This is a genomic window from Paraburkholderia sp. GAS32 (assembly GCF_050434225.1).
GTDB lineage: Bacteria > Pseudomonadota > Gammaproteobacteria > Burkholderiales > Burkholderiaceae > Paraburkholderia > Paraburkholderia madseniana.
The window spans coordinates 109,695-135,559 of record NZ_JBNPVS010000019.1; the positions used below are offsets into that span (position 1 = coordinate 109,695).

A 25,865-nucleotide genomic window follows, 5' to 3' on the forward strand; every position below is an offset into this window, starting at 1 on the left:
CTTTTGCATACCTCGCGTTCCGATCGGATAGCGCAAGCCCGCAACCCCTAACTCTTCTCGTCAAGCCGCTCCTCTTTATAGCGGCTCTCCATTTCATGTAACCGGGCGTCGACGGTCGCAAGATCGTAGTAGCCGATCGTCTTCAGATCCCGCGCTTCCTTCAGTTGCCGGATGGCCGACGGCCACGCCCCCTCGAGCGCGAATTTTTCGGCGAGCGCCCGATGTTGTGTCAACGCATCGCCGCTGCCGGCGCTTGCCTGCGCGAGATACATCCACCAGGCAGGCTGATCGGGCTGTGCATGCGTTTCCTTCCGGGCCAAAGCCTGCGCGTCGGCGAATCGCTTCAAGGTCAGCAAGGTCTGGATTTGCATGTCGATTGCGGCGTTCGACTGCGGCCAGCGCTTCTGCGCAAACTCGGCCAGACGTGCCGCCTCGTCATCACGCCCGGCGCGGCGCGCGATATCGGCCGCCAGCACGTCGAGGCTCGGCGAACTGCGCATGGGCTCGCCTTCACCGCGTTCGCCCACGGCAAATGCTGCACGCGACGAAACCAGCGACGCCGCCGCATCATCGTAACGCTCGAGCAGCATCTGCCCATACGCAATCCCGTACCAGTTCGCTGCGACGTTCACCGCGGTACGTTCCTCGATTTCGGAGCGCAGCCGCGAAACCTCGTCCGCGTATTCACTGCGCGAGCGGTCCTGCAGCAAGCGCGCCCGAGCCCGCACGAAGCCGTATTCGGAGGTCTGATGCGGTTGCCGGTAAGGCGCGCGGCGCGCACGGTCCTCCATGTCGGCGATCCGCTCGCCGGTCAGCGGGTGGGTACGCGCATAAGCCGACATGCCGGTGTCGCTCATCGCCGCGCGATCGAGGCGGCCGAAAAACGTCGTCATCGCGTAGGGGTCGTAGCCGGCGCCGGCCAGCAGCAGAAAGCCGACGCGGTCCGCTTCATGCTCGGCGGAGCGCGAGAAACGCAATTGGTTGTCGATCGCATAGGCCTGGCCGCCAATCGCAATCGCGCTGCCGAGGTCGCCGCTGTGCGCGAGCACACCCGCCAGAATGCCGAACAACAGGCCGGCGAGCGCGGCGTAGCCGCCGCGCTCGCCGGTGGTGATCATCCGCGAAATGTGCCGCTGCAAGACGTGCCCCATCTCGTGGCCGAGCACGGAGGCCAGTTCGGACTCGGTTTGCGTCGTCACGATCAAACCGGTGTTCACGCCGATAAAACCGCCTGGCAGCGAGAAGGCGTTGATTTGCGTGTCGCGGACCGCGAACAGCTCGAAGTCCGGACGATAGCCGCCAATGTAGAGCGCGCTCGCCGCCGCGGAGAGTTTCGCGGCGACCGAGTTCAGATAGTCGCGCACGAGCCAGTCCTCGAGATAGTCGGGGTCGCGACGCAACTCGCGCATCACGCGTTCGCCGAGCTTGCGCTCGGCTTGCGGCGTCAGCGAGCCGGAGCCGCCATTGCCGAGGTCGGGCAGTTGCTGCGTGACGATCGGGGTGCGCCAGTTGGTGGTCGCGCCTGGGTTGCCGGAGAAGCGGTTCTGCGCGCCGCCATAGACGCCGAATACGCCTTGGGCGATGTCGGGCGGCACGACGGGGTCGGCAAAAGTTTCAACCGGGCCGCTTTCCAACGGCGGTTCGGCGGGCTGTATGTTGAGCGCGAGGGTCGTGCCCGTGTTGGTGTTCGCATTCGATGCGCCACGCGATTGCGGGTACACGCCCGGCGGTGCCGCGAGCGCGACAGACAACAACGCAGCAAGAAACCGTTTCGAACGCATCGCGAGCTCGATATGACGAAGTCGAAAAGCGGCGCCCGCCGCTCGGACTAAGATAGCGGGCATACGGTGATTGTAATCATCTCGACTCGCCCAATCACGCTGCTATGATAGGCGCCCTCTGAAGGAGCCCAACCATGCCCGAACTGACTCATTTCGACGCCGCCGGCCAGGCGCATATGGTGGACGTCGGCAGCAAGCAGGAGACCAAGCGCATCGCGGTCGCGCGCGGCTCGATTCGCATGCTGCCGGAGACGTTCGCGCTGATCCGTGATGGCAACGCCAAAAAAGGCGACGTGATCGGAATCGCGCGCATCGCCGCGATTCAAGGCTCGAAGCGCACCGCCGATCTGATCCCGCTATGTCACCCGCTCGCGCTGACCCGCGTGAAAGTGGACTTCGAGCTCGATGAAACGTTGCCCGGCGTGCATTGCACGGTGCAAGTGGAAACGCTGGGACGCACGGGCGTGGAGATGGAAGCGCTAACCGCCGTGCAGGTCGGACTGCTGACCGTGTACGACATGTGCAAGGCGGTGGATCGCGGCATGACGATCACCGATGTGAAGGTGCTGGAGAAGCACGGCGGGAAATCGGGGGATTGGGTGGCGGAGAGTTAAGGCATTGTTTCGTAAGTCTTAATTCGACGCTTCCTTGATTCTGCAACGAAGCCGTGGCCTGACAGAATCACTACAAATCTGACTTCTGGCATACGAAAAATCGATCTTGTCCAAATTCTGTCCAAGTTGGAGACAGGAAATGGCATCGATCCGAAAAAGAAGTAACAAGTGGCAAGCACGCGTTTGCCGTGCGGGATACCCGGCTGAAACAAAGTCGTTCAACGTCCGCGCCGATGCGGAACGATGGGCGCGATCCGTTGAAACCGAGATGGATCGGGGGAGTTTCGTCAGTCGCAGTGAAGCCGAAGCGAACACGCTCGAAAACATCATCGAGCACTACATCACCGACGTTTGCCCCACAAGGCGCAGCGGTGCGGACGAAATATCGCGGCTTCGCGCTACCTGCCGTACCAAACTCGCGAAACTCAGCATGGCCGCGTTGACCCCAAAGGCAGTTGCGGCTTATCGGGATGAACGGCTGAAAAAGGTGAAGCCAGCCACGGTGATTCGGGAACTGGCGTATCTATCGGCGATCATCAATCACGCCCGTCGTGAGTGGGACATCAACATTGCGAACCCGATCACTCTGGTTCGTAAACCGCCTTCGCCGCAAGGTCGAAATCGTGTGCTCACCACCGACGAAGAAACGCGCCTTCTAGCGGCAATGGTCCCGACTGGACGGCGAAGCGTATGGCTGCTTCCGGCAACAATCCTGAGCTTGGAAACGGCCATGAGACGCGGCGAATTGATTGAATTGCGGTGGTCGAACGTCAATCTCGAAGCCCAGACCGCATACCTGCCGATCACGAAGAACGGTACAGCGCGAACCGTCCCGTTATCCAGGAAGGCAGTCAGCATCTTGGCCGACCTACCCCGCTCCATCGACGGCTGGGTAATTCCGGTCAAAGGCAACACGCTACACGCTGCCTTCAGGAAGGCGTGCAAACGTGCAGGCATCAAGGACTTCCACTGGCACGACCTGCGGCATACGGCCATCACACGACTGGCGCAGAAGTTGCCAAATGTGATTGAACTCGCGGCGGTGTCGGGACACCAGAACTTAGGGATGTTGAAGCGGTACTACCATCCATCCGCAGCCGACTTGGCACGAAAGCTAGGCTGATCCGTCAGTGCACCAGTTCGCCACTGGCTGGCCCTGATCCAGTGTCGGCAGCGGGGGACGTCACACTCGGCACGCCGAAATCGATCAAGCCGTCGTCGTTGTATGTCTGGACGATGAATTCCAGCAGTGACGCAAACCGATTGACGACGGCAACGAAGTTTCCGGCGATCAGGCCGTGGGCGTAAGGCAGGACGTAGGCCACGCTCAGGTCTTCGTCTTGGTCCACGGTGAAGACCGGCAGAAACACTTCTTCATTCAGCCGCTTCGAAAGCGCGTGCTTCTGGTCGATGGGCGCTTGCCGGTTCAGCGGAAGGTACGTGCTGAACCGGATGAACTTCCGGTCCGTGACGAGAGAGATGCGATAGCCGATGCCGTTCTCCGTGCGCAGCGAGATTCCATCAGGCTGGACCTTGTACGGCACCAAGCCGCTATCGCGGAGATGTGCGCCAAGGGTTTCGATGGTGATGTCGAATTCAGTGAAGGTCTTAGTCAAATAGGCTCTCCCGTTCGTGGGTTCATTGCACGGCGTTACGCCGGTCTTGGTTGAACGGGGACCGGCACCCGTCAAAGTGCCGTCCCGGACGGCCCTCATCAATCTCCACCAGTGAAACAGTTGCACTCGATGGTCGCGCCTTTGGCACCGGCCAGCGAGTGGTCGGCCAGCTACCGCTGAACACCACCGAGTGTCAGACAGCGAACCCGCGTCCCGGCAGCTTTATGTCGTTAAAGCGCTGATGTTTGCCAGATTCTTAAAAGGAGACGCCTCCTAAGCCATCAGTATCGGCACAAAAATAGCGTTCGGATCGGTCTCTTTCAAATCAAATTTCAGGGTTCCGCCGACTATTCCATTATCTTGGGTGCGGATAATCATCGTATGGCGTTTTAGACCAATGCCTTGACCCGTTAGCCAGCCTAATACCTTGTCCGCGCCTTCTTTCACAAGCGGCTCCTCGTTTCCGCCATACGCTCGGGTGAGGTAATGTTCAACCGAACCCGCGACGATGTCGGGGGCACTTAACAGGTCCAAAAATTGAGGAGACTTTTCTTCAAATGGCACAGCCCCACCAACCAACGAAAACTCATGCTTACTATAATGCCGAAGGAGCCTATCGAAGAGCGAAAGAGCACTTTGGAACTTTTCACCGGTCGAAGCAATCGAGTCGTGATCCGTCATCCAAAAAATTTTCTGCCCCGGACCTGAAAGGAATGCTGCAAGGTAAGCAGAAAAATGCGTAATACGCATCATCTTTTCCGCCACATCATACTTCCAATCACCAAAACCATTCTCTGCAAGAGTTTTGGTGATGAACTTATGCGTAGCCTTTCGGTCAGTTCCGTATACTGACCCAACAGTCTTCTCGACGACTACTGTGAGGAGATACCCGTTCACTAGATTGCTTAAATTTGACAAATACTTATCCAGCGAACGCTTGATTGGACCGTAACGAAAGTCCTTAAAAGATATTTCCTTCAATGGATTACTAAGCCCTGCTTCCAGCCGGAGCTTGTCCATTTCACGGTGGAATAGAGCCAATTGATTCCATGCACAAATCAAAAAACTGTATGTGTTATATTTGCTATCACTGCTTTCCCCACCATAATCTGAGAAGATCGCAACAGATTCGTTGTTATCCCTCAAATTAGGAAGCAGCAACTCCTTCCTCGCTTCAAGGACTTGTAGCTGACGCTGGAATTCACGGATGAACCATGGGTAATCCTCACTCTGCGAAACAATTTGCAAATCCGGGTTGTGCAAGGTAACGCGATTCGCGTATTCGATGAGTTCCTTTGGTGGCTGCAAGGTTATTCCTTTTATTCGAGTTAAACGGCTAACGAATTCTGCGTGATCGTGCGCAGCATCGGATTGCCTGTATAAAGCGGATCGCCGCCGCACTCTGCGTGACGGTCGCCCGCTGATGCGCGAAGCCGGGTTATGAAGCAACCTCAGCAACCGCTTCTTGTTTGACCTGCCGCGACAGCCGAGACAGCGTGGACCGTGAACATTCGGTCGCCGCGATAATGGAATTCCAGCTATACACGACTGGCGAACGCCGTCCAGTTACGTGTATAACTCATCCCAATCCTCACCAAGCATCCATCGCAGCGCCGACAGCTTGCCGTTAATCATTCCCCATTCGAAGTCGGACCAAGGGCCAAAGTTGCCTTCACCGAGTTTCAGTTCTGCCTTCTTTGCAGACTTCAAGGCACCTTTCCAAATGTCGTCCACGATGTGAGTTTGAGCACTGCTCCTGCGTCTGCTCCATCTCTCTTGCCATTCTTCTCGACTGACGATCTTGACCTTGCCCTTTTCGATTTGCCATTCGGTGTACTTGTGCCGGTTGTACCAGACTTGCGTCGTCAGCCGGTCCATAGCATCTAACATCTCCGAAAGACCTCTCGGCTCTTGGTCCCATTCCTGCTCCCACATTGCATAGGTAACGCGCATCGGGTCGATACGTCGCAAGCACTCGGCCAAGTTGATGAAGTACATTGACTTGATCTTCGAGAACGAAGCAGCCAAGTCTGCGTGTGGCAGCTTCTGATTGCCGTTGACGATACTGAAGTCGTGCTTGTTGTGCGTGACAAATGCGAACCGCTGCCCTGCACCACCCATCGTCCGTACACACTCGAAGTACGTTTCGATCAGCACAGCGTCAGCCATCGAGTTCTTGTTTTCATGGTGGCAAGGAGCCTTTCGATGCAGTGCGCGGTCTGCTGCCCGAAGTTTGGCCGCATCACTTGCTTCGATGACGGTGGACGCAGACAGGATCGCAGCGATCCGCGCCAGTACGCTTTCGGCGGCACCACCCAAGATGGGGATGCGGTGGTCCAAGTCGGACAGGTAGTCCAGCACCCGGCCCTTTTGCCGCTTATCGCCGTCAGCCTTGCGAATGGCGCTCTTCACCTGATCGAAGTGACTCGAAAGGCTTTTCGCGCTTGATTTGGCGACCCGGTCGCGATTTTTATGGAATTCATCGACAACGATGCGTGGTACTAGCAGCATCACCCGTCCATCCGAAAGCAGACTCTCTAATAGGTCCAGCAATGGCGTCTGCTTTGCGTCTGCCGCAAGGTCCAGCCAAACGCTGGTGTCGATCAGTACGTTAAACATCGGCATAGATCGTTGTTTTCAACGGCGTACAGTTGGACCGACACCGCGAATTGCGGGCGGCATGCTTTATGTCGAGTTCAATCGCGGTTTCAGCCCGAAACCAGCATATGGAAGCATGATTCGCGTGACCGATATGGTCAGGGAACTGTTGCAAAAAAGCGTCATCCTTCCGCCGCAAAGAGCCTATAAAACGCCGCTTTTCATCGCACACCGCCTCGGTAGCCTTGCAGGACGGGCGCATCGAAAAAATTACCGATTTCGCCTAAGTTAAGTAGCGTTTTCCCGATTTAACAAGTCGGTACAATAGGAAGACAGTATCAGCATAGCAAACGCAATAGTATGAACAAATGAGCAAGGTGACGCGACCGGGAGAAGTAATTGGCTGAGCTTTTTAGTGTTTTGGTTCGGCTCACCGTCGCGTTTGGGTTCGCGGTGGCCCTGATAACTTCATTCGTGCTGGGCGCTGAGGCGGTGCTGTGCATGCTGGGCCGTCGAAATTCGCGCCGCCGCAACCTGCGTCGCTATCGGCGCACCTGACCTTCCTTCACGTGCGGCCCCTGCGCACCATCCGCCAATCTGAGCGGCCTTCAATAATACCGTGCGGAGAATCGTCCACGGCCACTTGCGCAGGTCCTTCAGCATCCTTCTTGGCAGCGTTCCATGCGCTAATCGTCAATCGGCATTCCGGCCATCAGCGCTATACCGTTCGCGGCCTGTTCGCCGACCGCGTCGGCGACGTCCGTAATTGTGCGAAAGCCCGTAAAGAGCCAATACAGCCAGGTATCTTCCTCAACCTTGAAACTCGTATCGCCCACCTGAACGACGGCACTGAGATAGTCCGCCCCGTCCATAAAATTGAAAAGAATTCGAGCAGTGTCGGATCGACTTCTTACACCTGTAATGCGAATGGTTACTGGCACTCCGTCTCCGTTTTTACTAACTTTCAGTCCGAGGTGCGCTGCTCTCTCGTAGAACGCATGCATCATCGTGACGCGTATCCATGGCGTCACCAGATACCCGTTTGCGTCAATCCTCGGTGGCTGAATGCTGTTGGCAATCGCATGTTCTGTCTCGACGCTATCAGCGTGTTGCGCGTCAACGTGAGGAACGGTCGTCATGCAGCCAGCCAGGAGCGTGCATGCGAGTCCTAAAGTACAGGCCAGAAGTTTGCTTCTCATGCCTCAGCCTTTGTGGAGAGCGGTCGGTGTCAATCTGTTTACGACCGATGGCCTGTTTTCTTTAGGCGAGGGGTGACCATCAATTGTGCGGTGACCTTGCAAGGAGCGGTTCAATCAACGGTTGGACTATTTCAAATCCCCGAAGCTGTCTCAACCACCGCTCAGGGATTCCATCGACGCCGTACTTGATTCCGGCCAGACCACACGCCACCGCCGCCGTCGTATCGGTATCGTTGCCAAAGCTGATGGCAGTCTTCGCAACATCCTCGAACGAATCCTCTTGCATTGCCGCATGCGCGGACCAGATGGTGTCGAGACAATAGCCAGTGCCTAGCGGCAGATCGGTCTTCGGAAACCGTCTCAGCACGTCCAGTTCTACCAGAAACGCCTTGCGCTCCTGTTGGTTCGACCAGTCGTTGTAGATGGCGTCAAGGCGGTGGTCGGCAAAATTCCAAGGGTCTGCCAGCTTCTGCAAATACCCCCGCACAACGAGACAGTAAAACGCACACGCGACCAGTGACCGGGCATGGCCGTGCGTAGGCAGGGATTGTAGGTGTGCATCCCGGACCAGCGCATCATCGGTTCCTTTGTGCCACAAGGCCAAAGGCAACGTTCTCATAAGACTGCCGTTACCGTTATCCATCACTGACGCGCCGCCAGCTTCACGCGGCGACACTCCGTCGCGCAACCTGTCCAACGCTTCGGCGGTTTGAATGCCAATGTCGAAGACTTCACCATCGACCGCAAGGTACCCGTCGTCGTACCATCGCAGCAGCCTGCTCGCGAAGTCGGTCAGCGAAAATTTCCCACATTCGAGAAGCGTGGCTAGTAGGCAAAGTCCCTGTGCGCCATCGTCGGAATATGTACCGACCTGAACCCCGGCATGTGAGCGCCGGAAAGTGTACGAAGTTTGCATCTCAATCTGATCGCGTGACGGAATCTGCTCAGGCTTCTTGAATTCAAAACCGACGCCAAGTGCATCGCCGACAAGCAGACCGACCAGCCCTGCAATTCGGGCATCAGTGCATCCGCGCAGCCCGATGAACCCCGTTTCATTCGCCATCGATTCTCTCCTTTAACAAACGTAGCTACGGCACCGGCTGGTGCGATGGTACGGGCAACGCGCCAATAAAATGAAAAACGGACGACCCGGCATCACCAGCCAAGCGACAGCCGGTCATGCGCGAATCGTCCGTCCATCACGCGACGGTCATTCAGTCAATGTACCGCCAGTTGTTGTCATACTCCGTTTGACCGACACTCCACCGCAACTGCACAAGGCGAGACGCACCGGTTTGTAGCGCAGGGAACGTACACGCTGTGCTGCATTCCTGCACGCCATATTGATCGATCCCGGCTGTCACTGATGATGTGTACTGCCCTGAAGAAGCAAACGAAGCGGGACCATTCCAAAATCCATTGACTTCGGTTTGCGGTGTAACGCCGGTGCCCGGATTGTCTTGAATCTGGGTAGCCAAGACTAGTGGCGCGATGTTCTGACCGTTAACGATGTTTGACCACGAAAGGCCAACTGACGATTGTCCACTCGCAAGTGCGCCGCTCGGAGTCAAAAAGTCATTTTGCACACTGGTCGCAAGGGTCTGCCATGCAACGCCAGCACCCGCCGCCGCGCTTATCGGCGGCGTGCTATTCACAACACTCGTCGGCTGGCCGATCTGCGTCCCGGTCGAGTCATAGAACGTGACCGTGTACTTGGCGAACTGCGGCACCGTGGTCAAGTCAACCGGCGACTGCGCATAGAACCCGCGTCTACCGGTCGGCGGGCTGTAAGTGCCAGTCGCACCGGGCAATGCCTGCCATGACCATCGATAGGTGTTCGCATTCGAACTCGACGTGACACCGCCAGTGGGGACACCCGTCTGCACGTTTGTTGTCAGTGCGAGATTGCCGTTCCCCGAACCAGTACGCGGCACAAGATACAAAGTACCGTTGATGCCCGGACCCGTTACCGAAGCGGAAGCAAGGTTCGCAGGATTCGGCCCACCGACCGGAATGCTGATATTCAGGCCAGATTCGTACCGGCTGTACTGCGCGTCATTCGGATCAAGGAACTGCCAGCGGCTCAGATACGATGAGATGGTGACGTTGTACTGCTGCTGGTTTCCGATGATGTCCCAAGCCCCACCGGATGTTTGCTGGACGACGGTCAATTCCGTACCGGCGACGCCACCGGTTGTCGTGTACGGGATCGAAACCAGTGCTTCCTGAACACCACCAGTGCCGGTTAAGAATTCAAGGGTCTGCGGCGTCCCAATCGTCACGCCTGTCGCAGCAATCTTCGGGTGCGCGGTCGCGAAGGTGGTAAAGCCGTTTTCCTTGTAGTTGGCATCAACGGCTTGCGTGCAGGCCGAAGACGTTCCTGCAAGGCACTGCGTGAGCGCCGTCATGACTTGCGACAGATACGCCGCCGATGCCGGTGGCGCGGCCAGCGGTGTCGATACCGATGTCGATTGGTTCAACGCGATACCGCTCGACGGTGCCGCCGACGAGATGATTTGTGTGCCGCCATTCGGCGCAGGAACCACCTGTACGGCATCGATCACTGCGTCGGCACCGGTCTGGTTAGCCGTGAACATCGTGCCGACTGGATCGAACGAACCCGCCTTGATGCCATTCGCGGGCAGGATGTTGGACAGGGCGGTATTCAACTTGGCGACGGCAGCCGTGACCGAACCGGTCTGCGCGAGCGACGACAGACTTCCGCTGCCTGCCAATTCCAAGGTGTTGCCACTGGTCGTCAGCAGCGCAGCGACCGCCGTCGTCAGCGTCGTGACGTTTCCGATGACGGGCGCAGTCGTGCCGGAAGGAATGCTGGCAACAACCGACGCCAGCGCCGGATGCACACCGGTCGGATCGGATGCGACGATCAACAACGGCGCGGTTAGTCCGGTCAGCGAAATCGAGTAGTTGCCCGATGCGTCACTGGTCGTCGTGACGCTCTTGCCATTGGCGTCGATTACCGTGATGTTTGCACCAGAGATCGCGCCACCGACCGCAACAGTCCCGGCCAACGAACTTGGCGTCGCATTACTCGTAGTAGATGCGGTCGTGCTGCTTGATCCGCCGCCGCCGCATGCAGCCAAGACCGATACTGCAATAGCTGCGACCGCTGTGAGACGAAGCCCCGATTTCACCTGTCCTGCTTTTTTTTGTTTCATGTAGACCTTTGCACTCAAGTTGTCTTTATTGGAATCGATTTATTTGCGGAATGCCGACACAATTCGTGTCGTTACGCACGCTAACGGCAGCCAGCGGGATTTCTATACCCGGTCGTAGCAATTGACGTGAGTTCAGGAAGTAAATGCTGTGGTTCGACCATCGTCACCCACAGCATTCACGGTAATCAGCGGAGCGTGAAAGACACCCGCGCAGCCGGTCCAAGGCATCCGCAATCTGACTTTCACACAGTCGGAACACATTGCCATCGAAGGCCAGACGGTAGTCTCGCCTCCGATCAATGCCACCGAAGATATGCGACACAGCGTGATGCCGAAATCGGCTCACCTTGCGTATCAATTTCGCCGGTCACGGTTAACCAGATTGGGTCGCCATCGAATGTTGGGCGGTACAGATAGCCCTCGATGGACCCCGTAAAGAAAGTCCGGCCTTGGTTTTTTGCAAAGTTCTCCGGTACTACCTGTTTCAGATAGGCAAGTTGATCTTCCCAAGGCCATGCCGATATATCGTCAGGCAGTCCGATGTTGAATCGCCGATTCCCGCCAGTGAGGCAAAACATCGTTATCTGGGTCGGGCGTGACAATTCCGCGATGACCTCTATGTGAGGGCGGAAGGAATTTCTTGCTTCATCCTCCTCGCGTTTGGCGATAGCCTCACGCTCTCGCTGCAACAAGACCTCATTTTCGGCCATCACCGCCGTCAACCGATTCTCGTCGATGGCGAACCGGCTGGATTGAAGTCTTTCCAGCAGCAAAGGGTTTCCGTCGCCATGTATAAGCCAGCAATCCAGCCGCTCAACTGACTTGGAGAAGTTCTTGAAACCAAGTTCAGCAAAGAAATCCTTTGGGACCAAACCGGACCTGTCGATCACATCCGGAAGCAGTTTGCCGATGGGGTAGCGTGAGCATCGCGATTTCATTGCGCACCCCTCCCCTTCGATTCGAATCGCTCATGTTCGGCATACGGAAGAAGGGCGGCAAAGAAGCTGACAATGTGCGGTACATCGTAGGCATACACCGGAAGCAAGGCTTGCTTCATCCAGTGCGCTGAACGAATGATGCGAAATCCGCCAATGACACCGTTGGTGCAACGTGCGGAAATGGCTTCGCGCACTTCTGCACGCGGTTTTGCAAAGACAAACGAACCGGGACGGACCGTACCGGGAAGCCCGGTCAGCAGTACGTGACTCTCAGGTGCATTCAGTTGAAAAAGGAAGCCATGAAAAAGGCTGTCCAGAGAGGGCAGAACGCCCAGTAGTGGCTGTGCCATTTAGATCTCCTGCCCCGATGGTTCCGTCGATCACCGGCCTTCGGGGTAGAGAGGCATGGCGACGCTTTAGCAGAATTTGTGAGTCGCGCTGCAAGTTGTGCTTTAAATCCGCGACGTGAAACAAAAAAACCCGTTCAGCTTGCGCTAAAACGGGTTCTTGTCCACGCTTTAGCTGTATTTGTAACGCCCCCGCAAGCTGATCTGTCAAATCGGGGCAACGACACGCTACCAATGCGGCGGGCGAATGTCAACTGCCTATGCTGCAAACCGGCGACGGGTACCCGTCCGGCACCAGCGGCACATGGTCTAGCGCTTCCCTCGGTCGCGCCGCTTCGCGGTGAATCGGCCATGACCAACAGAACTTGAAAGACGGACAGGACGGGCGCAACCATTTCTGTTAGGCCACAGAAGAAGAAAGATTATTTTCTATCCGCACCTATGGACGACCGGCACCCCTTTATAGGGGTGTGTCCTTGTCCGTCCTGATTAGGTCAAAGACCAAATCGATGGACAACTGGTTATTTTTGCCTGTCCGGTTGTCCGCCGAAGTCACTTCGCCCAAACGTAGTCGCCGTGGCTTCCGACAAGGTTGGCCTCGTTCACCAACTGGTCAAAGGCACGATCAAACGCCCTGCGGTTGGCATCGTCGGTCGTACCTGCGCTGATGCCAGCACTGATTGATTCGTCTTTCCACTTCTCTTTCGGAACCACCAGTCCCGGAGCGCCAATGTCAACGGCCTTCTTCAATTCATCGCTTGGAACCAAACCACAGGCATCCGTCATTCTTTTCAGTACAGATAGGCACGTAATTGACGGTGCACGCAGTTTCACACCGGCAGCGTTCTTCGATGGCGTATCGAGCATCACAAGGGCAGCAGACGAAATATTCCCGTCAAGCGGTATGCGCTCGATCCGAAACTGACGATCTTCGCCTTCTTCACCTTCTTTGTTCTTTTTGCAGACCAACGCACGGACATCGCCCTTCCGGTCCACGCGATATTCATAGTCCACTGCGCCAGTGAGGCCGGATGCACCACGCAACCGATCTCTGTCACCGTTCCCTGAGTGATGGACGATGACGACCGATGCATTGAAAGGAAGGCGCAGGTGAGTATCAAGCAGATTCATGAGAAGCCCCATGTCCCGATTGCTGTTCTCGTCCGCGTTGCCGATGTTCCGCGCCAGTGTGTCAATGATGACCATTCGCGGCGGATTATTCGGGGATGCGACCTTCGCAATCTCAGCAGCAAGCCACTTCACACTTTCGGCACTAGACAGCGGGATCGGAGACTGCCATAGGTACAGCGGTGCTGTCTGCAACGACACGTTGTTCTTCGTCTGCCATGCCGTCAGCCGTCGTCCAAAGCCCTTCTGACCTTCACCGACGATGTAGAAAACGGCACCCGGCTCGACATCTTGACCATGCCAGTCAGTGCCGGTCGCAATGCAGCACGACCAATCAATTGCGACGAAACTCTTGCCGCTGCCCGATGCACCGAACAGCATGCAGGATGTGCCTTGTTCCATGATACCGTCGATCAGCCATTCAACGGTGTGCGTTTCGGCCATCGCATCGGCAGCGCGAACGAACTGGCCAGTGCGGGGTGCAGCAGCTTCAACTGACTTCGCCGCATTCTTGCCCGTCAGTGCCTTGGCGATGGTCATCTGGCCATAGGTCAGGCCGTCAGCCGTATGTGATTTGTCCCACTTCTCAGGCCGGAATAGCTCCGACACCCTAAACAGACGGTCCAGAGTCTCGCAGTCCTGCGTCGCACCGGCCAGCATGTTTACCAGTGCGAGGTCTGCTTCGGACTGACTTGGGTAGTCGGAGAAATCACCGTAGTCATACAGTTTCCGGAAGCGTTCTCCGTCACCGGCTTGCACCACTTTTGCCAGAATGACCGCGTCATCCAATATCTTGGCGACGCCACCATCGGTAACGGTGGGCAGCTTCGCATCCGCCGCCGTGGATTTGCGGAAATGCGCTTCGTACAGCCAGTCAAGGGCTTCCGGCTGGTCGGTGATCTCAGCCCCGTTGCTCAGTTCATGACCTGTGACCGTGAAGTAACGGCTGCTGCCTTGACCGTAGCATTCAATATTCTTGTGCTCAGTGCCTTTGCCGAATCGCGCAAAGGTTCCGAGGCTGAGAATGTGCAGACCGTCGCCGCTTGGCGACTTTTCCATGTATGCGCCACGAAAACGTTCGACGATCTCGGTAGCCAGCGGTGTAAGTTCGCCGATTTCGTCCAGAACATGGTCAAGGTCAATACCTACGAGATCATCGCGAAGCACAATGCCGATGCCGTCGAAGTCGCCGTCGAGATATGCACGATGAGCCGCGTCGAACGTAGCCCACGTACCGGGATCGTTTGTGCGTGCAAATTGGCCATCGCATTGCCGTGGTGGCTTCGTCCAACGTTCACTTTCACTATCATAATGCCATTGCCACAGAACCCACTGCGGGCACTCTTTCAGAAATGCCGGGATGCCATCGAAGTTGACTGGAAGAGCTTCTGGCTTTTGTTGAAGAGAAAGCGCCGACATCACTGCATACCACCAATTGCGGATGACTTCGGGGCTTGATGTTCGAGAAAGTCCGGCAGCCAGTCGTATGCTCGCCCGCCTTGGGCTTTTACTACGAAATCATGTACCCGCGAACCGGGACAAGACGGAAACTGAATTCGCTGATTCCATGAAGCGTAGGCCGGGTGGATGATTCCACTCAACCGGCAGAACCGCGTCGCAAAATTCATCGCGAACACCTTGAAATGCTCTTTTGGGACCGGCGTGCGAAGCGCGACGATCAACTGATAGTTTCCGGTCGGCTGCTCCGACACGCTGTGGTTGGGGGTGCTATACAAGAAGGATGCAAGACCACCAACGCAGGCGAGAATGTCTTCGGCTTGCGTGCAACCTCGGACCTTCTCGAACTTGAATGCGAGAAAGCTGCATTCTCGCGCGTGGTATTCGTGAAAATGACGATGCCCGAACGTGAACGGCGAAAATGTCGGGCCATCGTTCTTCGCTCTGATCTCTGGAGCGCGGCATCGCATCGCCAATTCTTGGAACGATTCAGTCACGCGTTCCGGGACGGTGGTGGTTCTGTTCTTGAACCATGAATACGTCACTGCTGGACCGAACTGGTCGTCGGGCCGATGGAACACATAGGAGCCTTTCGGGGAAGGGGCAATTACTGTATTTTGCGCGATTTGCATGTGAATTCCTTGTTTGTTGAGGGAGTTCACATTCTGCCCGCCATGACGATTTTCCCCGATAGATGCGCGTACTGCCGCGCCTTAACACGTCTTAGCGTGCGTTAGCACGCCGCAGTCGTTCCCCTAGAGTTCGTTTTTTGAAGAACCTGACCGTACCGTTCGCGTCGTACTTCACCTCTCCATCATCGACGCCAAGCAGACAGCCTACCTGCGAGTCCGCAAGTTTGAGAATTTCCACCCAAACAGCATTCGTATCGTCGGGATCAAGCGCATTCCTCCTAGCCCGCTCGATTTCTGCATCGAGCGGGTGAATGCGATTCTTTGTCGTATGTCGCACCGCTCTATGCTCAGGCGCTAGTTCTTGCGCATTGATCCTAGAATCTTCCGACATCCCCATCGCCGAAGACGTGTCTTTAGCCTGCCCGTCGTCCCCTGTATGTTCGGCCTCAAACCGTTCGACTTCGGACCATATGAAGCGGAAGCGTCGTTCTCCGTCAACGCTGCCAATTCGTGCCGCATGGTCCAGATAGAACCATTTCGCCGCCTGACCGGGATCGGCATTTTCGCTGACAAACTGAAAGGAGTAGCCGCCAGCCGGATCGTCAACAGGGCAATGGCAAAAGACCACCCTGTCGCACTGAGGTCGATTCTCGTAGTGGTCGTCGTTACCGAAAACGGTGCCAACGTAGTATTCGGCGTAGCTTTGATGCCGTGCGTTGTCAACGTCTCCAACGAAATACCCGCCGCTGAACCGCCCACCCACATAACGCTCTTGATCTGTCAGCGCGACTGACGGAACGATCTGGCCCGTTCGAATCAGGTCATGCAAGTATGCGGCGGAATAGCCCCATCTGTCGGCCAGTTCGGAAAATGTAAGAAAGTCGGATCTTGCTACGTTCACTTGCATGTCTGCGTAGTCCTGTTGCTGCGATCTACGGATTCACCACCGCTAGCACACTGGCCCGCGAGATGCCATAGGTCCGCGCCAGCGCACTAATCGTTTCACCCGCCACGTACTTCGCCTTCATCTCTTCGCGCTGCGCTGGCGTCGTCTTGGTCGGCCTACCGAGCGACTTTCCTTCAGCCTTGGCCCGCGCCAGACCAGCTTGCGTGCGCTCGATCAGCAGATCACGCTCCATCGTTGCCACTGCCGCCAACATGGTCAGCATCAGCTTTCCGGCAGATGACCCGAGATCAAGTTTGCCAAGTTGAAGCACGATGACTTCGATCTTCCGTTCCGCCAGTGTCCGCACGGTCCGCAACACGTCTTCGGCATCGCGGCCCAACCGATCAAGTTTCGTCACAACGAGCGACTCACCATCCCTGACCTTGTCTAGCATCGCCATGAACTGCGGACGCTGAGTCGCATGCGTCTTCCCACTGATTCCATCGTCCGTGAACCAGTAATCGACCGTGTACCCTGCGGCTTCGATTTCAAGCCGTTGATTTTCTGTCGTCTGCTCTCTTGTGCTGACCCTGCCATACCCGAAGATCGCCATTCATCGCCCCGGACCGTTGGAAAAGGGTGCCAGGATACCAAGCGGCGTTACAAATCGTCAACCCTATTTTTCCAACGGTCGTATGATATGCGTCCAGCGACTGTTAGCAAACGGTCGATTTCCGATGGAACGGCGACGAAGACGCGCCACTGACTGTAAGGATGAAATTTGTGTCGTGGTCCGGTAGCATGCAACGCGAACTACAGAACGATTAACTACAGCCATGCCGATACCCGACTACCAAACCCTGATGCTGCCCGTCCTGCGTGCAGTCGCCGATGGTCAAGAACATCGGTTCCGCAACGTAGTCGAGACCCTCGCCGACGAATATCAGCTTACTGACGAGGAACGTAACACGCTCCTTCCCAGCGGGACGGCCCCAGTGTTCGACAATCGCGTAGGCTGGGCGCGAACATACTTGAAGCAAGCGGGTGTAGTCGAATCCAGAAAGCGCGGCTACTTCAATATCACTGAACGCGGTAGAGCGCTGCTTGCGAAAAATCCCGGACGAATAGATAACAGCACCCTCGACGAATACCCAGAATTCGTTGCGTTCCGGCAAAAGAAGAGCAGTGAAGTGCAGGCCACGGACGTGCCGGTGTCGCAGCCCGGCGTAACCATGCCTAAAATTGACGAATCAACGCCCGAAGAATCGTTTGCACAGGCATATCAGCGACTGCGGATCAGCCTCGAAACCGAGTTGCTGGACCAAGTCAAATCTTCGACCCCAAGTTTTTTTGAAAGGTTAGTGATCGATCTTCTGGTGGCGATGGGATACGGCGGTTCCCGCCAAGACGCGGGGAGCGTCATCGGGCGCAGCGGTGACGGCGGCATTGACGGCACCATCAAGGAAGACAAACTCGGTTTGGACGTGATCTACGTTCAAGCGAAGCGATGGGAAGACACCGTGGGACGCCCAGAAATACAGAAGTTCGCGGGTGCCTTGCAGGGACAACGAGCGAACAAGGGCGTCTTCATCACCACATCCACGTTCAGCCGCGAAGCGAAGGAATACGCGGGCGTCATCGCGTCAAAAATTATCCTTGTGGACGGCGAACAACTGGTTAAGTTGATGGTGGATCACAACGTCGGTGTTTCGACCGTCAGCACCTTCGACATAAAGAAGATCGATTCTGACTATTTTGAAGGCGATAGTTGAACGCCCACGTAGCGCCCGAGAGTTCCGTCGATGGCGCTAACGGTTTTAAATCCAACTCGCACGGGGAAAGTCATGTACGTTTATTCACCGAGAAAAAACAGACTTCAGGTATTGAATAAACTTGATGGTGTGCCACTAGAGGAACTAAAGAAAATCAAGAAGGGCCACAACGCCTATTTAGAAAAAACAAACGCATACGCCGTCAAGTTAAAGCAGGTCTACGCAGAAAATGAAAAGGTATCTGCCTCAAATTCGGCCGCGAGCCTGAGAATGGAACGGTGGGAGCGTCAAAATATCGCACCATTGACAACTGAACTCCAGAGATTAATGAAACTTTTGGATAGTCACAGCGTTGGCTTTATCAAAAGGCAATTGATGGCATCCATTCAATTCGAGGGAGGACACTACGACCCACAACCCGCACGAGGCATAATTCAACAAATAGAAAATGTAAGACGGCGCTTGGGCGAGGTGTACGACCGGCAGCCGCCGTCTGAACACCAACGATTGGATTCCCTTCCGCGTGAACCTAGGCCAAGTACTACACTCATCATTGGCGGACAAAAAATCACAGTGGACTTTCTGCGCCTGAACGTTTCCGAACTAGATGCGTTGATCGAAAAACATCAGAATAAAATTAATGAAAATAAGACTCGCACAAGTGAGTTGAAAGCACGGGCAGCGCTGAACGAGAGCGAAAAAAGGAGACAAGCTCAGGGGCTAAGGCGAAGCCTATCGAAGCAGCTTTCCCTGATTGATGTCTGCCCCTATTGCGACGGAAAGTTAGGCGATGCCAACGCACACCTCGATCACATTTACCCCGTTTCCAAAGGAGGGAATTCCTCTGAGAGAAATCTTGTATTTGTGTGCGCAGGCTGCAATCTCATGAAGCGTAACATGACGCTCAGAAATTTTCTAAAATCTAGCGGATATAATGAGGAACGTGTTTACGGCCGACTTGAGACTCTAAAAAAGGACTTCTAGGTGCGATTTATCGCGATCACTTTTGCTGTCCGATCCATTGCAAATGGTCAATGGCCCTCACGGTCATATTACTTATTGACAGCGCCATCGCGCATCAGCCGGCAACAGTCGCGGGCGCAACAGTCGGCGGGACCATTGAAGCGCCGCCACGATTGGCAGCAACAGTGCTTCAATCGCAATGGAGACCGCACCAATGCAACCGACTACTGAACGACAGTCGGCGTTGGCAATGATGGCCGCCGACCATTGCGGGCCAATCACGCCGTCAGTGCATCCGGCGTATCCTTCGGTGCCATCAACTGCCCGACAGTCGGCCATCCGCCAATCCCGCCGTTGGCCGACCATTGAGCGGACCGTCTCCACTGTCGGCCCGGTACGATCCATTGCTTCAGTCGCGGCATAACAGTCAGTGCCACCATTGAAACACCGTCCGATGAATGCGACCGTGCATTGCAATGACCGTGGATGCGCCAACGGTCGCTCCATTGCACCGGACCATTGGTGCGGCTGTACCGACTGTCGTGATCCTGTGAAATTCATTGCCTACAGTCGCGGCGGCTACAGCCAGCACTATTCGCGGTGCCGCCTTCAATGCAATCAACATCCGACAACGGTGCCTGACAGTTCACGTCAATGCGACTGACATTCCGCTGCCCTATGTAATCGACTGTGGCTGCCATCTGCACAGTCGAATGCACCATCCAAGGTGCGGGTCCCAACAGTCGCGCTGCCATCCACAGTGCGCCGTCAGTCCGAAGTCGCCAGCCTGCAATGGTCGGGACAGTGCAAATCGGTCTCGCTGCAATCGTTGCTACAGTTGACGAACAGTCGTCCTAGCACTGGCACAGTGCAGACAATGGCCCACAGTCTAGTGGGCCAACAGTCAGCGCCAATTGCATGCATTCGGCCAATTGAACTCGATGGTCAACGGCACCATTCAGCCCGTCGCCAACAGTCGCACCTGACTGTGCAACAATGAACGCACAGTGCGAACCGACCACCGCCGATCCAAACAGTCGCCTACAGTACTGATCGCGACGGTCATTGACATTGGCTGCATGGGCTGCATTAGTGACAGACGCTGACATAGCCACAGACGCTGGCATTCGCCACAGACGCCGACAGTCGCTCAAAGCCGTGACATTCGCTGACAGTCGAATGCATTACGTCATCCGCTGCCTGCAACAGTCACTATCGATGGTCCCGACAGTCCTACAGTGCAATGGTCGCAGCTATGCGCTAGGCCGAACCATCGCCAACCAGTACGCGTCGCCAACAGTCGCCACGGTGTCGGATTGCAGACTGACAACGTCCAATACCGTTGCGATGGCAGTCGGTTACTGCGGAGAACCATACCACCCACTCCAAACTCCGTCAGTCGGGCAATGGTGAAACCCTGACTCGCAAACTTCCCCCGATACAGTCCAGCGTGTTGTCGGGACATTCGGCCATGCGGCTAGGTAGGAATGTACTGGCCGACCCCGTAGAATGCTGACAACACGAATTTTCTCGCAGGCGTTAGATGATCACGACAATTTGGGGTACCACTCGCAAACCGGCTGCCGCGCAGCGACTGTCCGAACTGTTAGAGGGCGATCTAACGCTCGATGGTACCCTTTACATCGGGTACCCGATTATCGGCACGCCCGAAGGCGCTTTTCCACTGGACGCGGTGTTACTGAGTCCGACGAGAGGTTTGGTCGCATTCAATCTCGTCGAAGGGAAGAATCTCGATTCTTTCACTTCTATGCAGGACGAGACTTTCAACAAACTGACGGCCAAATTGTTTCAATACCCAAGCTTGACCAAAGGCAGGAGATTGGGTGTTGAGCTTTCGGTGATCACATACGCGCCAGCGATTACCAACATCGCGCAATATCGAACACCGGACTATCCGCTTGTTAACGATGATGGTCTTTTGGCCGAAGTGGCCGCAATTCATTGGAAAGAACCGGAACTGTATGATGCCCTCGCCTCGGTAATTCAGGCCATCTCGACAATTCGCAAGGGTCGTCGCAGACCCCCTGCCCTGAACTCCGAGTCTCGCGGCGCAAAAGTACGACGCCTCGAAGATTCGATTGCGAATCTAGATAGCCGTCAAAGCGAAGCCGTGATTGAGACGGTTGATGGCGTGCAAAGGCTACGCGGCCTCGCTGGCTCCGGTAAAACCATTGTTCTTGCGTTGAAGGTAGCGTACCTTCACGCCCAGCATCCAGATTGGAAGATCGCGGTCACGTTCAACACACGATCTTTGAAGGATCAATTTCGCAAGTTAATCAACAACTTTGCGATTGAGCAAACAAACGAAGAACCAGACTGGTCAAACATCGACATAATCCACGCGTGGGGATCGCCAGCCGGTACGAGCGACGATGGTATCTACTACCGCTTCTGCTTGGAAAACGGTGCAACCTATTTCGATTTCGGGAGCGCAAAGGACACCTTTGGCGGCAAAGACCCTTTTGGCGACGCTTGCAAGAGCGCTCTAAGTCAAACCACCAAACGCGCTGAGATTTATGATGTGATCCTCGTTGACGAGGCACAGGATTTTTCGTCTGAATTTTTGCGCATCTGTCATTCCTTGCTGCGCAAACCCAAACGGATAGTATATGCCTACGACGAATTGCAAAGCCTTACTGAAACGTCGCTCCCGTCGCCAGAGAAAATCTTTGGAAACGACACAAGCGGTCAACCACTTGTCGTTTTCGGCCCCCATAGACCGGGGCAACCACGCCAAGACATCACGCTAGATGTTTGCTACCGTAATTCGCGCCCGGTTCTAGCGACTGCACACGCCCTGGGCTTTGGTGTGTACCGTGAGAGTGCGGGTTTGGTTCAGATATTCGATGATTCGTCGTTGTGGCTTGAAGTTGGCTACCGGGTTGCAGAGGGTGAACTTGAGGACGGGGCGCATGTTGTCCTTGAGCGCACGGAGCGAACCAGCCCGCAGTTCTTGGAAGCGCATTCCCCTATTGACGACCTAATTCAGTTTTCCTCATTCGAGTCAGACGAGGCTCAAACGGAATGGCTTGTGAATTCGATTGAGAAGAACATTCGAGAAGAAGAATTACAGCCGGAAGACATTATCGTCATAAACCCGGACCCGATAAAAACCAAAAGGGTTGTCGGTGCCGCCCGCGCCAAACTTTTCGAACGCGGCATTAACTCAAGCATTGCGGGAGTGACCAATTCCCGTGACGTGTTTTTTCAACCCAACGTCGTTACCTTCACAGGCATCTTTCGTGCCAAAGGGAATGAAGCGGCGATGGTCTACGTAATTAATGCGCAAGACTGCTTTACCTCTTATTTCCCATCTGAATTGGCGACGGCGCGCAGCCGATTATTCACCGCAATTACACGCAGCAAGGCGTGGGTACGCGTCTCCGGTTACGGGTCGAGGATGGTTGCGCTTAAGGACGAATTTGCGCAAGTTGCCGAACATAATTTTAAACTCGATTTTACGTACCCGACCTCAGCACAACGTAATAATCTCAAAATCATCAATCGGGACCGGTCTGAACAGGAACTTAACGCTCTTAAGCAGCGCGTTCGGAATCTCTCTGATTTAATTGGATCAATCGAAACGGGCGATACCAATCCTGAGGACCTGCCAGAAGAGCTTCGCGAAAAACTGGAACGACTGCTCCGGGGGAAACCGAATTGAACCCTCAAGAGGTATTCAGACAGATCAGCAACATTACCGGAAAATTAATCAGTCTGAGCTTTGTTGATGAACAAAATTATCCTTCAATTCGAGATTACCCTGAAGGAGTTACTCAGATAGGGCTTAAGGCCGAACTTGATCTCAGCATTTCATTGAAGAATATTTCATATAAGGAAATATACACCGCACTTGATCAAGCGGGCGCATTTAATGTACGCATGATGGACGGCGCACTTATTCAGATGTTTTATAGCTTCAAAAATGAAATAATCTCGTCCCATCGACTCGCTTATTTTCCATCTCCGTCTTTAGAAGCGTATCAGAATGACCCTGAGATTTATGAGGATGACGAGATTTACGCAGATATTTTGTCCAAAAACGTGGTGGCCTTTCCCATCCGCTTTGATTTCGACAGTAATGATGAAATTTTCAAAGCTATCTCACATCCCAAATCTCATTTAACTTTGGGACAATACAAGAATTGCCGCATTCCAGTCAGCGCTCCGTTATCTCCGATTGTCTTTGTGAAATTCATTCTAAGAAGCTTATATGCTACGGCGTCAAACGCAGCGGGTGAGCTTGGAATTGCGGAGACCAGCTTCCCGAACAATATTCACAGGTCTGAAGAGGCCATACCGCACCTTCGGCTAACTGGTGGCGCTTAGAATGTTGTTCCGTTGACCAACCAAACCGGTCTAACCTGCAAGTAAAAAAAGCGCGGTCAGTGCGGTTTGAATAGTTTCTAGCGATTCAGTAACATCCCCGGCGCTCAGACTGACGTAGTGCCTGTGCAGTACGTCGCCGCGCTTCGGTTCGTGTGCCGGAATCCATCGCAAGATGGCGTCTTCCGCGCACCACTTCATCTACCGTGAACCAAGACGGTCAGGTAAAGTTGCGACAGGCGTAGTCAGGATTGTTGTCCAAGTCCTGTCCACACGCTGTCCAAATTCATTAACCATTTTGGTCAAGATCGAACAAATCGTAGGCTACAAGTCATTGATTTATAAGACCGTCACGCAAGGCTATGAACGGCATCCAGACATGTGCAAGGCGGTGGATCGCGGAATGACGATCACCGATGTGAAAGTGCTGGAGAAGCACGGCGGGAAGTCGGGGGATTGGGTCGCGGGTTGATGACTGCGAACGTCATCGCCCCGCTCTACTGCTACTAAGGCCACAGAACGACAGCGCGGCTCAATCATCCTCGCTGTCGTCGTCCTGATTGACGTCGCCTGGCGGCATGCCATAGCGCTTGACCAGTTCCGCCTTGAAGCCGGTCAGCGTCTTCTGCTCGTCGCACAGCTCATACACGTAGGCCAACTGCGACGGCCAGTCATTCAACTCCTGAGCAAAGATCTTGAGACGCTCGACGGTGTCGAACGCTCCCGCTGGATCACCGCTCAGTGCCTGCAGCACCGCATACCGGCGCAGCACGGTTTCGCCTGGCAGCAGCGCAATCGCCTGCTTGTGCATGGCGAGCTTGTGTTGCAAGTTCATCGAATTCATCGGCTCCAACGTCGCAAGGCCGTACTCGCCCCAGGCCTGGAACAGGAACGACGGATCCGCACGATACTGCTCTGCCGGACGCGAGCCGTAATACAGCACCTCGGCACGCGCGTAGTCCTTGTACACCGGATACAGCGCAGCCAGCCCGCCGAACACGATCACCACGAACGCGCCGAACGACAGGCGGCCAGGCACGAGCCGCAGCGGCCGTGTCTCGAGCAAGCCGAACACGAACATCGCCGGCAGCAGGAAGAACATGTACTGCTGCGGATACTCGACCAGCGCATGCATGACCAGCACGCCGATCAGCGCAATGCCGAACACGCGCGCAGCGCTCTGCGGCGCGCGGACCACGCGCACCAGCCACGTGATCAGGCCGAACAGCACGATCGCGAGGCCGATCAAGCCGGTTTTCGCGAGCAGGTCGATGAAGATGTCGTGCGAATTATTGGCGATCTCGACACCACCCAGCGACCTCACATACTCGAACTGGTAGCTCGGAAACTCGCCCCAGCCGACACCCAGCAGCGGATGCGCCTTGAACATCGTCCAGCCGTACTTCCAGAGCGCCAAGCGCGGCGCGATCTGGCCGGCGTCCTTGAAGCGCTCGGCCGCTGACTGCCCAAGCTCCAGGTGATAGCGCACATTGGCCCAGCGGATCAATGCATTGATGACGAAGAACAGCACCGCCAACGCGATCGGAATCAGCCATTCGCGATTGCTGCGGCGAAGATGCGGCTGACTGCGCGTCTGCGCGAAGGCCATCCAGAAACCCGCCACCACGATCACGCCCATCTGCAGCCAGGGGCCACGCGACACGGTCAGCGCAAGCCCAATGGCGAAGATCGTCGATACGAGCAGCCAGATGCTGACGGCAATGCGGCGCGTTTGCACGAGGAACAGCGCACTCGCCGTCGCGAATGCGATATAGGTGGCAAGGTGGTTCGCCTGCGCCATATTGCCGAACGGCCGGCGCTCGACGGTCACGTTGTAGGCGACGACCAGCGGCGACACGCGCACCTCGAGGTGAAACAATTGGATCACCTGGCAAAACACCGCAAACAGACCACCGACGATCAATGCCCCCGCTGCCCAGCGCAGTGCTGTCTCATTCAGCTTGGCGCGTGTGAAACCGTAGCCGGCGTGCGTCGCCATGAATGCGGCGAGCAGGTAACCGCCGCCGAGCCAGTTCATCGACGGCTGCGAAACCGGCAGTAGCACCGACTGCGCCACCAGCACGAGCCCGAACAGCAACGGCACCAGCGCGACAACGGGCGACGCAAACGTCACGCGCGGCCTCGCCGTCCACACCAGCAGCACGACGCCCGCGCCCGTCAGCAGATACAGCGCGAGCGCCGTGAATTCAGCGTAGAAGGTCGGAATCGGATACGTGTGGTTGGCGACTGCGTAAGGCAGCACCAACGCGAGAGCCAACAGAATGAGAGACAGGTAGCGCGCAAATGGGGTGGGCATCGAGTAACCGGAGGCGTCAGGTAGGGTAGCCCCCCTTCCTTGCGGAAGAGGGGCCCCCTAAGAACCGTACGTGCGAGTTTCCCCGCATAC

At 55.8% G+C, this 25,865-nt stretch carries 20 protein-coding genes and 1 pseudogene; 7 read left to right on the forward strand and 14 right to left on the reverse strand.

Features of this window, described 5'->3' with window-relative positions; translation table 11 throughout:
* Positions 1-47 precede the first annotated feature (47 nt).
* Entirely contained in the window at positions 48-1,781 is a 1,734-nt protein-coding gene (locus tag P3T25_RS22950; protein WP_429359015.1) for a M48 family metalloprotease, read from the reverse strand.
* Between the two features lie 134 nt (positions 1,782-1,915).
* Here P3T25_RS22950 and moaC (P3T25_RS22955) point away from each other — a divergent pair, with 134 nt between their 5' ends.
* The gene (moaC, locus tag P3T25_RS22955; protein ID WP_429359016.1) at positions 1,916-2,395 is read left to right on the forward strand and encodes a cyclic pyranopterin monophosphate synthase MoaC; all 480 of its coding nucleotides are present in this window, start codon (positions 1,916-1,918) and stop codon (positions 2,393-2,395) included.
* Positions 2,396-2,534: 139 nt separating this feature from the next.
* A complete protein-coding gene (locus tag P3T25_RS22960; protein ID WP_429359017.1) occupies positions 2,535-3,518 on the forward strand; it encodes a tyrosine-type recombinase/integrase in 984 nt (327 codons plus the stop codon).
* A 4-nt stretch (positions 3,519-3,522) separates the two neighbouring features.
* On the opposite strand, the gene P3T25_RS22965 is transcribed toward P3T25_RS22960, so the two are convergent.
* The 12 genes from P3T25_RS22965 to P3T25_RS23020 all read right to left on the reverse strand — a co-directional run bounded on the left by P3T25_RS22965 (position 3,523) and on the right by P3T25_RS23020 (position 16,989).
* Positions 3,523-4,011, reverse strand: coding sequence for a YbjN domain-containing protein (locus tag P3T25_RS22965; RefSeq protein WP_429359018.1), 489 nt, complete (start codon positions 4,009-4,011; stop codon positions 3,523-3,525).
* A 273-nt stretch (positions 4,012-4,284) separates the two neighbouring features.
* A complete protein-coding gene (locus P3T25_RS22970; RefSeq protein WP_429359019.1) occupies positions 4,285-5,319 on the reverse strand; it encodes a hypothetical protein in 1,035 nt (344 codons plus the stop codon).
* A gap of 258 nt (positions 5,320-5,577) precedes the next feature.
* Positions 5,578-6,630, reverse strand: coding sequence for a PIN domain-containing protein (locus P3T25_RS22975; RefSeq protein WP_429359020.1), 1,053 nt, complete (start codon positions 6,628-6,630; stop codon positions 5,578-5,580).
* A 665-nt stretch (positions 6,631-7,295) separates the two neighbouring features.
* Positions 7,296-7,748: a hypothetical protein gene (locus P3T25_RS22980; protein ID WP_429359021.1), complete on the reverse strand. Its 453-nt coding sequence runs from the start codon at positions 7,746-7,748 to the stop codon at positions 7,296-7,298.
* Between the two features lie 139 nt (positions 7,749-7,887).
* Positions 7,888-8,871: an ADP-ribosylglycohydrolase family protein gene (locus P3T25_RS22985; protein ID WP_429359022.1), complete on the reverse strand. Its 984-nt coding sequence runs from the start codon at positions 8,869-8,871 to the stop codon at positions 7,888-7,890.
* Between the two features lie 151 nt (positions 8,872-9,022).
* A complete protein-coding gene (locus tag P3T25_RS22990) occupies positions 9,023-10,840 on the reverse strand; it encodes a hypothetical protein (protein ID WP_429359023.1) in 1,818 nt (605 codons plus the stop codon).
* A gap of 443 nt (positions 10,841-11,283) precedes the next feature.
* Entirely contained in the window at positions 11,284-11,925 is a 642-nt protein-coding gene (locus P3T25_RS22995; RefSeq protein WP_429359024.1) for a hypothetical protein, read from the reverse strand.
* Positions 11,922-12,275 (reverse strand): hypothetical protein, encoded by a 354-nt coding sequence (locus P3T25_RS23000; protein ID WP_429359025.1) that lies wholly within the window; start codon positions 12,273-12,275, stop codon positions 11,922-11,924. Before P3T25_RS23000 ends, P3T25_RS22995 begins: the two co-directional genes overlap by 4 nt.
* Positions 12,276-12,824: 549 nt before the next feature.
* A complete protein-coding gene (locus P3T25_RS23005) occupies positions 12,825-14,819 on the reverse strand; it encodes an AAA family ATPase (protein WP_429359026.1) in 1,995 nt (664 codons plus the stop codon).
* Positions 14,819-15,490, reverse strand: coding sequence for a hypothetical protein (locus P3T25_RS23010; protein WP_429359027.1), 672 nt, complete (start codon positions 15,488-15,490; stop codon positions 14,819-14,821). Before P3T25_RS23010 ends, P3T25_RS23005 begins: the two co-directional genes overlap by 1 nt.
* Before the next feature lie 91 nt (positions 15,491-15,581).
* The gene (locus P3T25_RS23015; protein WP_429359028.1) at positions 15,582-16,397 is read right to left on the reverse strand and encodes a hypothetical protein; all 816 of its coding nucleotides are present in this window, start codon (positions 16,395-16,397) and stop codon (positions 15,582-15,584) included.
* Positions 16,398-16,422: 25 nt separating this feature from the next.
* Positions 16,423-16,989 carry a recombinase family protein gene (locus P3T25_RS23020; RefSeq protein ID WP_429359029.1) on the reverse strand — a complete coding sequence of 189 codons (567 nt, stop codon included), beginning with the start codon at positions 16,987-16,989 and terminating at the stop codon, positions 16,423-16,425.
* A gap of 223 nt (positions 16,990-17,212) precedes the next feature.
* On the opposite strand from P3T25_RS23020, the gene P3T25_RS23025 reads away from it, so the two are divergent.
* The 5 genes and pseudogenes from P3T25_RS23025 to moaC (P3T25_RS23045) form a co-directional block, all read left to right on the forward strand.
* Positions 17,213-18,148 carry a restriction endonuclease gene (locus P3T25_RS23025; protein ID WP_429359030.1) on the forward strand — a complete coding sequence of 312 codons (936 nt, stop codon included), beginning with the start codon at positions 17,213-17,215 and terminating at the stop codon, positions 18,146-18,148.
* Positions 18,149-18,220: 72 nt separating this feature from the next.
* Entirely contained in the window at positions 18,221-19,132 is a 912-nt protein-coding gene (locus P3T25_RS23030; protein WP_429359031.1) for an HNH endonuclease, read from the forward strand.
* 1,522 nt (positions 19,133-20,654) lie between these two features.
* A complete protein-coding gene (locus tag P3T25_RS23035; RefSeq protein WP_429359032.1) occupies positions 20,655-22,796 on the forward strand; it encodes a DEAD/DEAH box helicase in 2,142 nt (713 codons plus the stop codon).
* A complete protein-coding gene (locus tag P3T25_RS23040) occupies positions 22,793-23,461 on the forward strand; it encodes a DUF2290 domain-containing protein (RefSeq protein ID WP_429359033.1) in 669 nt (222 codons plus the stop codon). The genes P3T25_RS23035 and P3T25_RS23040 overlap by 4 nt, the downstream gene beginning before the upstream one ends.
* 373 nt (positions 23,462-23,834) lie before the next feature.
* A pseudogene (moaC, locus tag P3T25_RS23045) lies at positions 23,835-23,930 on the forward strand (cyclic pyranopterin monophosphate synthase MoaC); the annotation flags it as partial.
* A gap of 60 nt (positions 23,931-23,990) precedes the next feature.
* Here the strand turns inward: moaC (P3T25_RS23045) and P3T25_RS23050 are convergent.
* Positions 23,991-25,775, reverse strand: a complete 1,785-nt coding sequence (locus P3T25_RS23050) for a PglL family O-oligosaccharyltransferase (RefSeq protein ID WP_408517152.1) — start codon at positions 25,773-25,775, stop codon at positions 23,991-23,993.
* Positions 25,776-25,865: the final 90 nt, after the last annotated feature.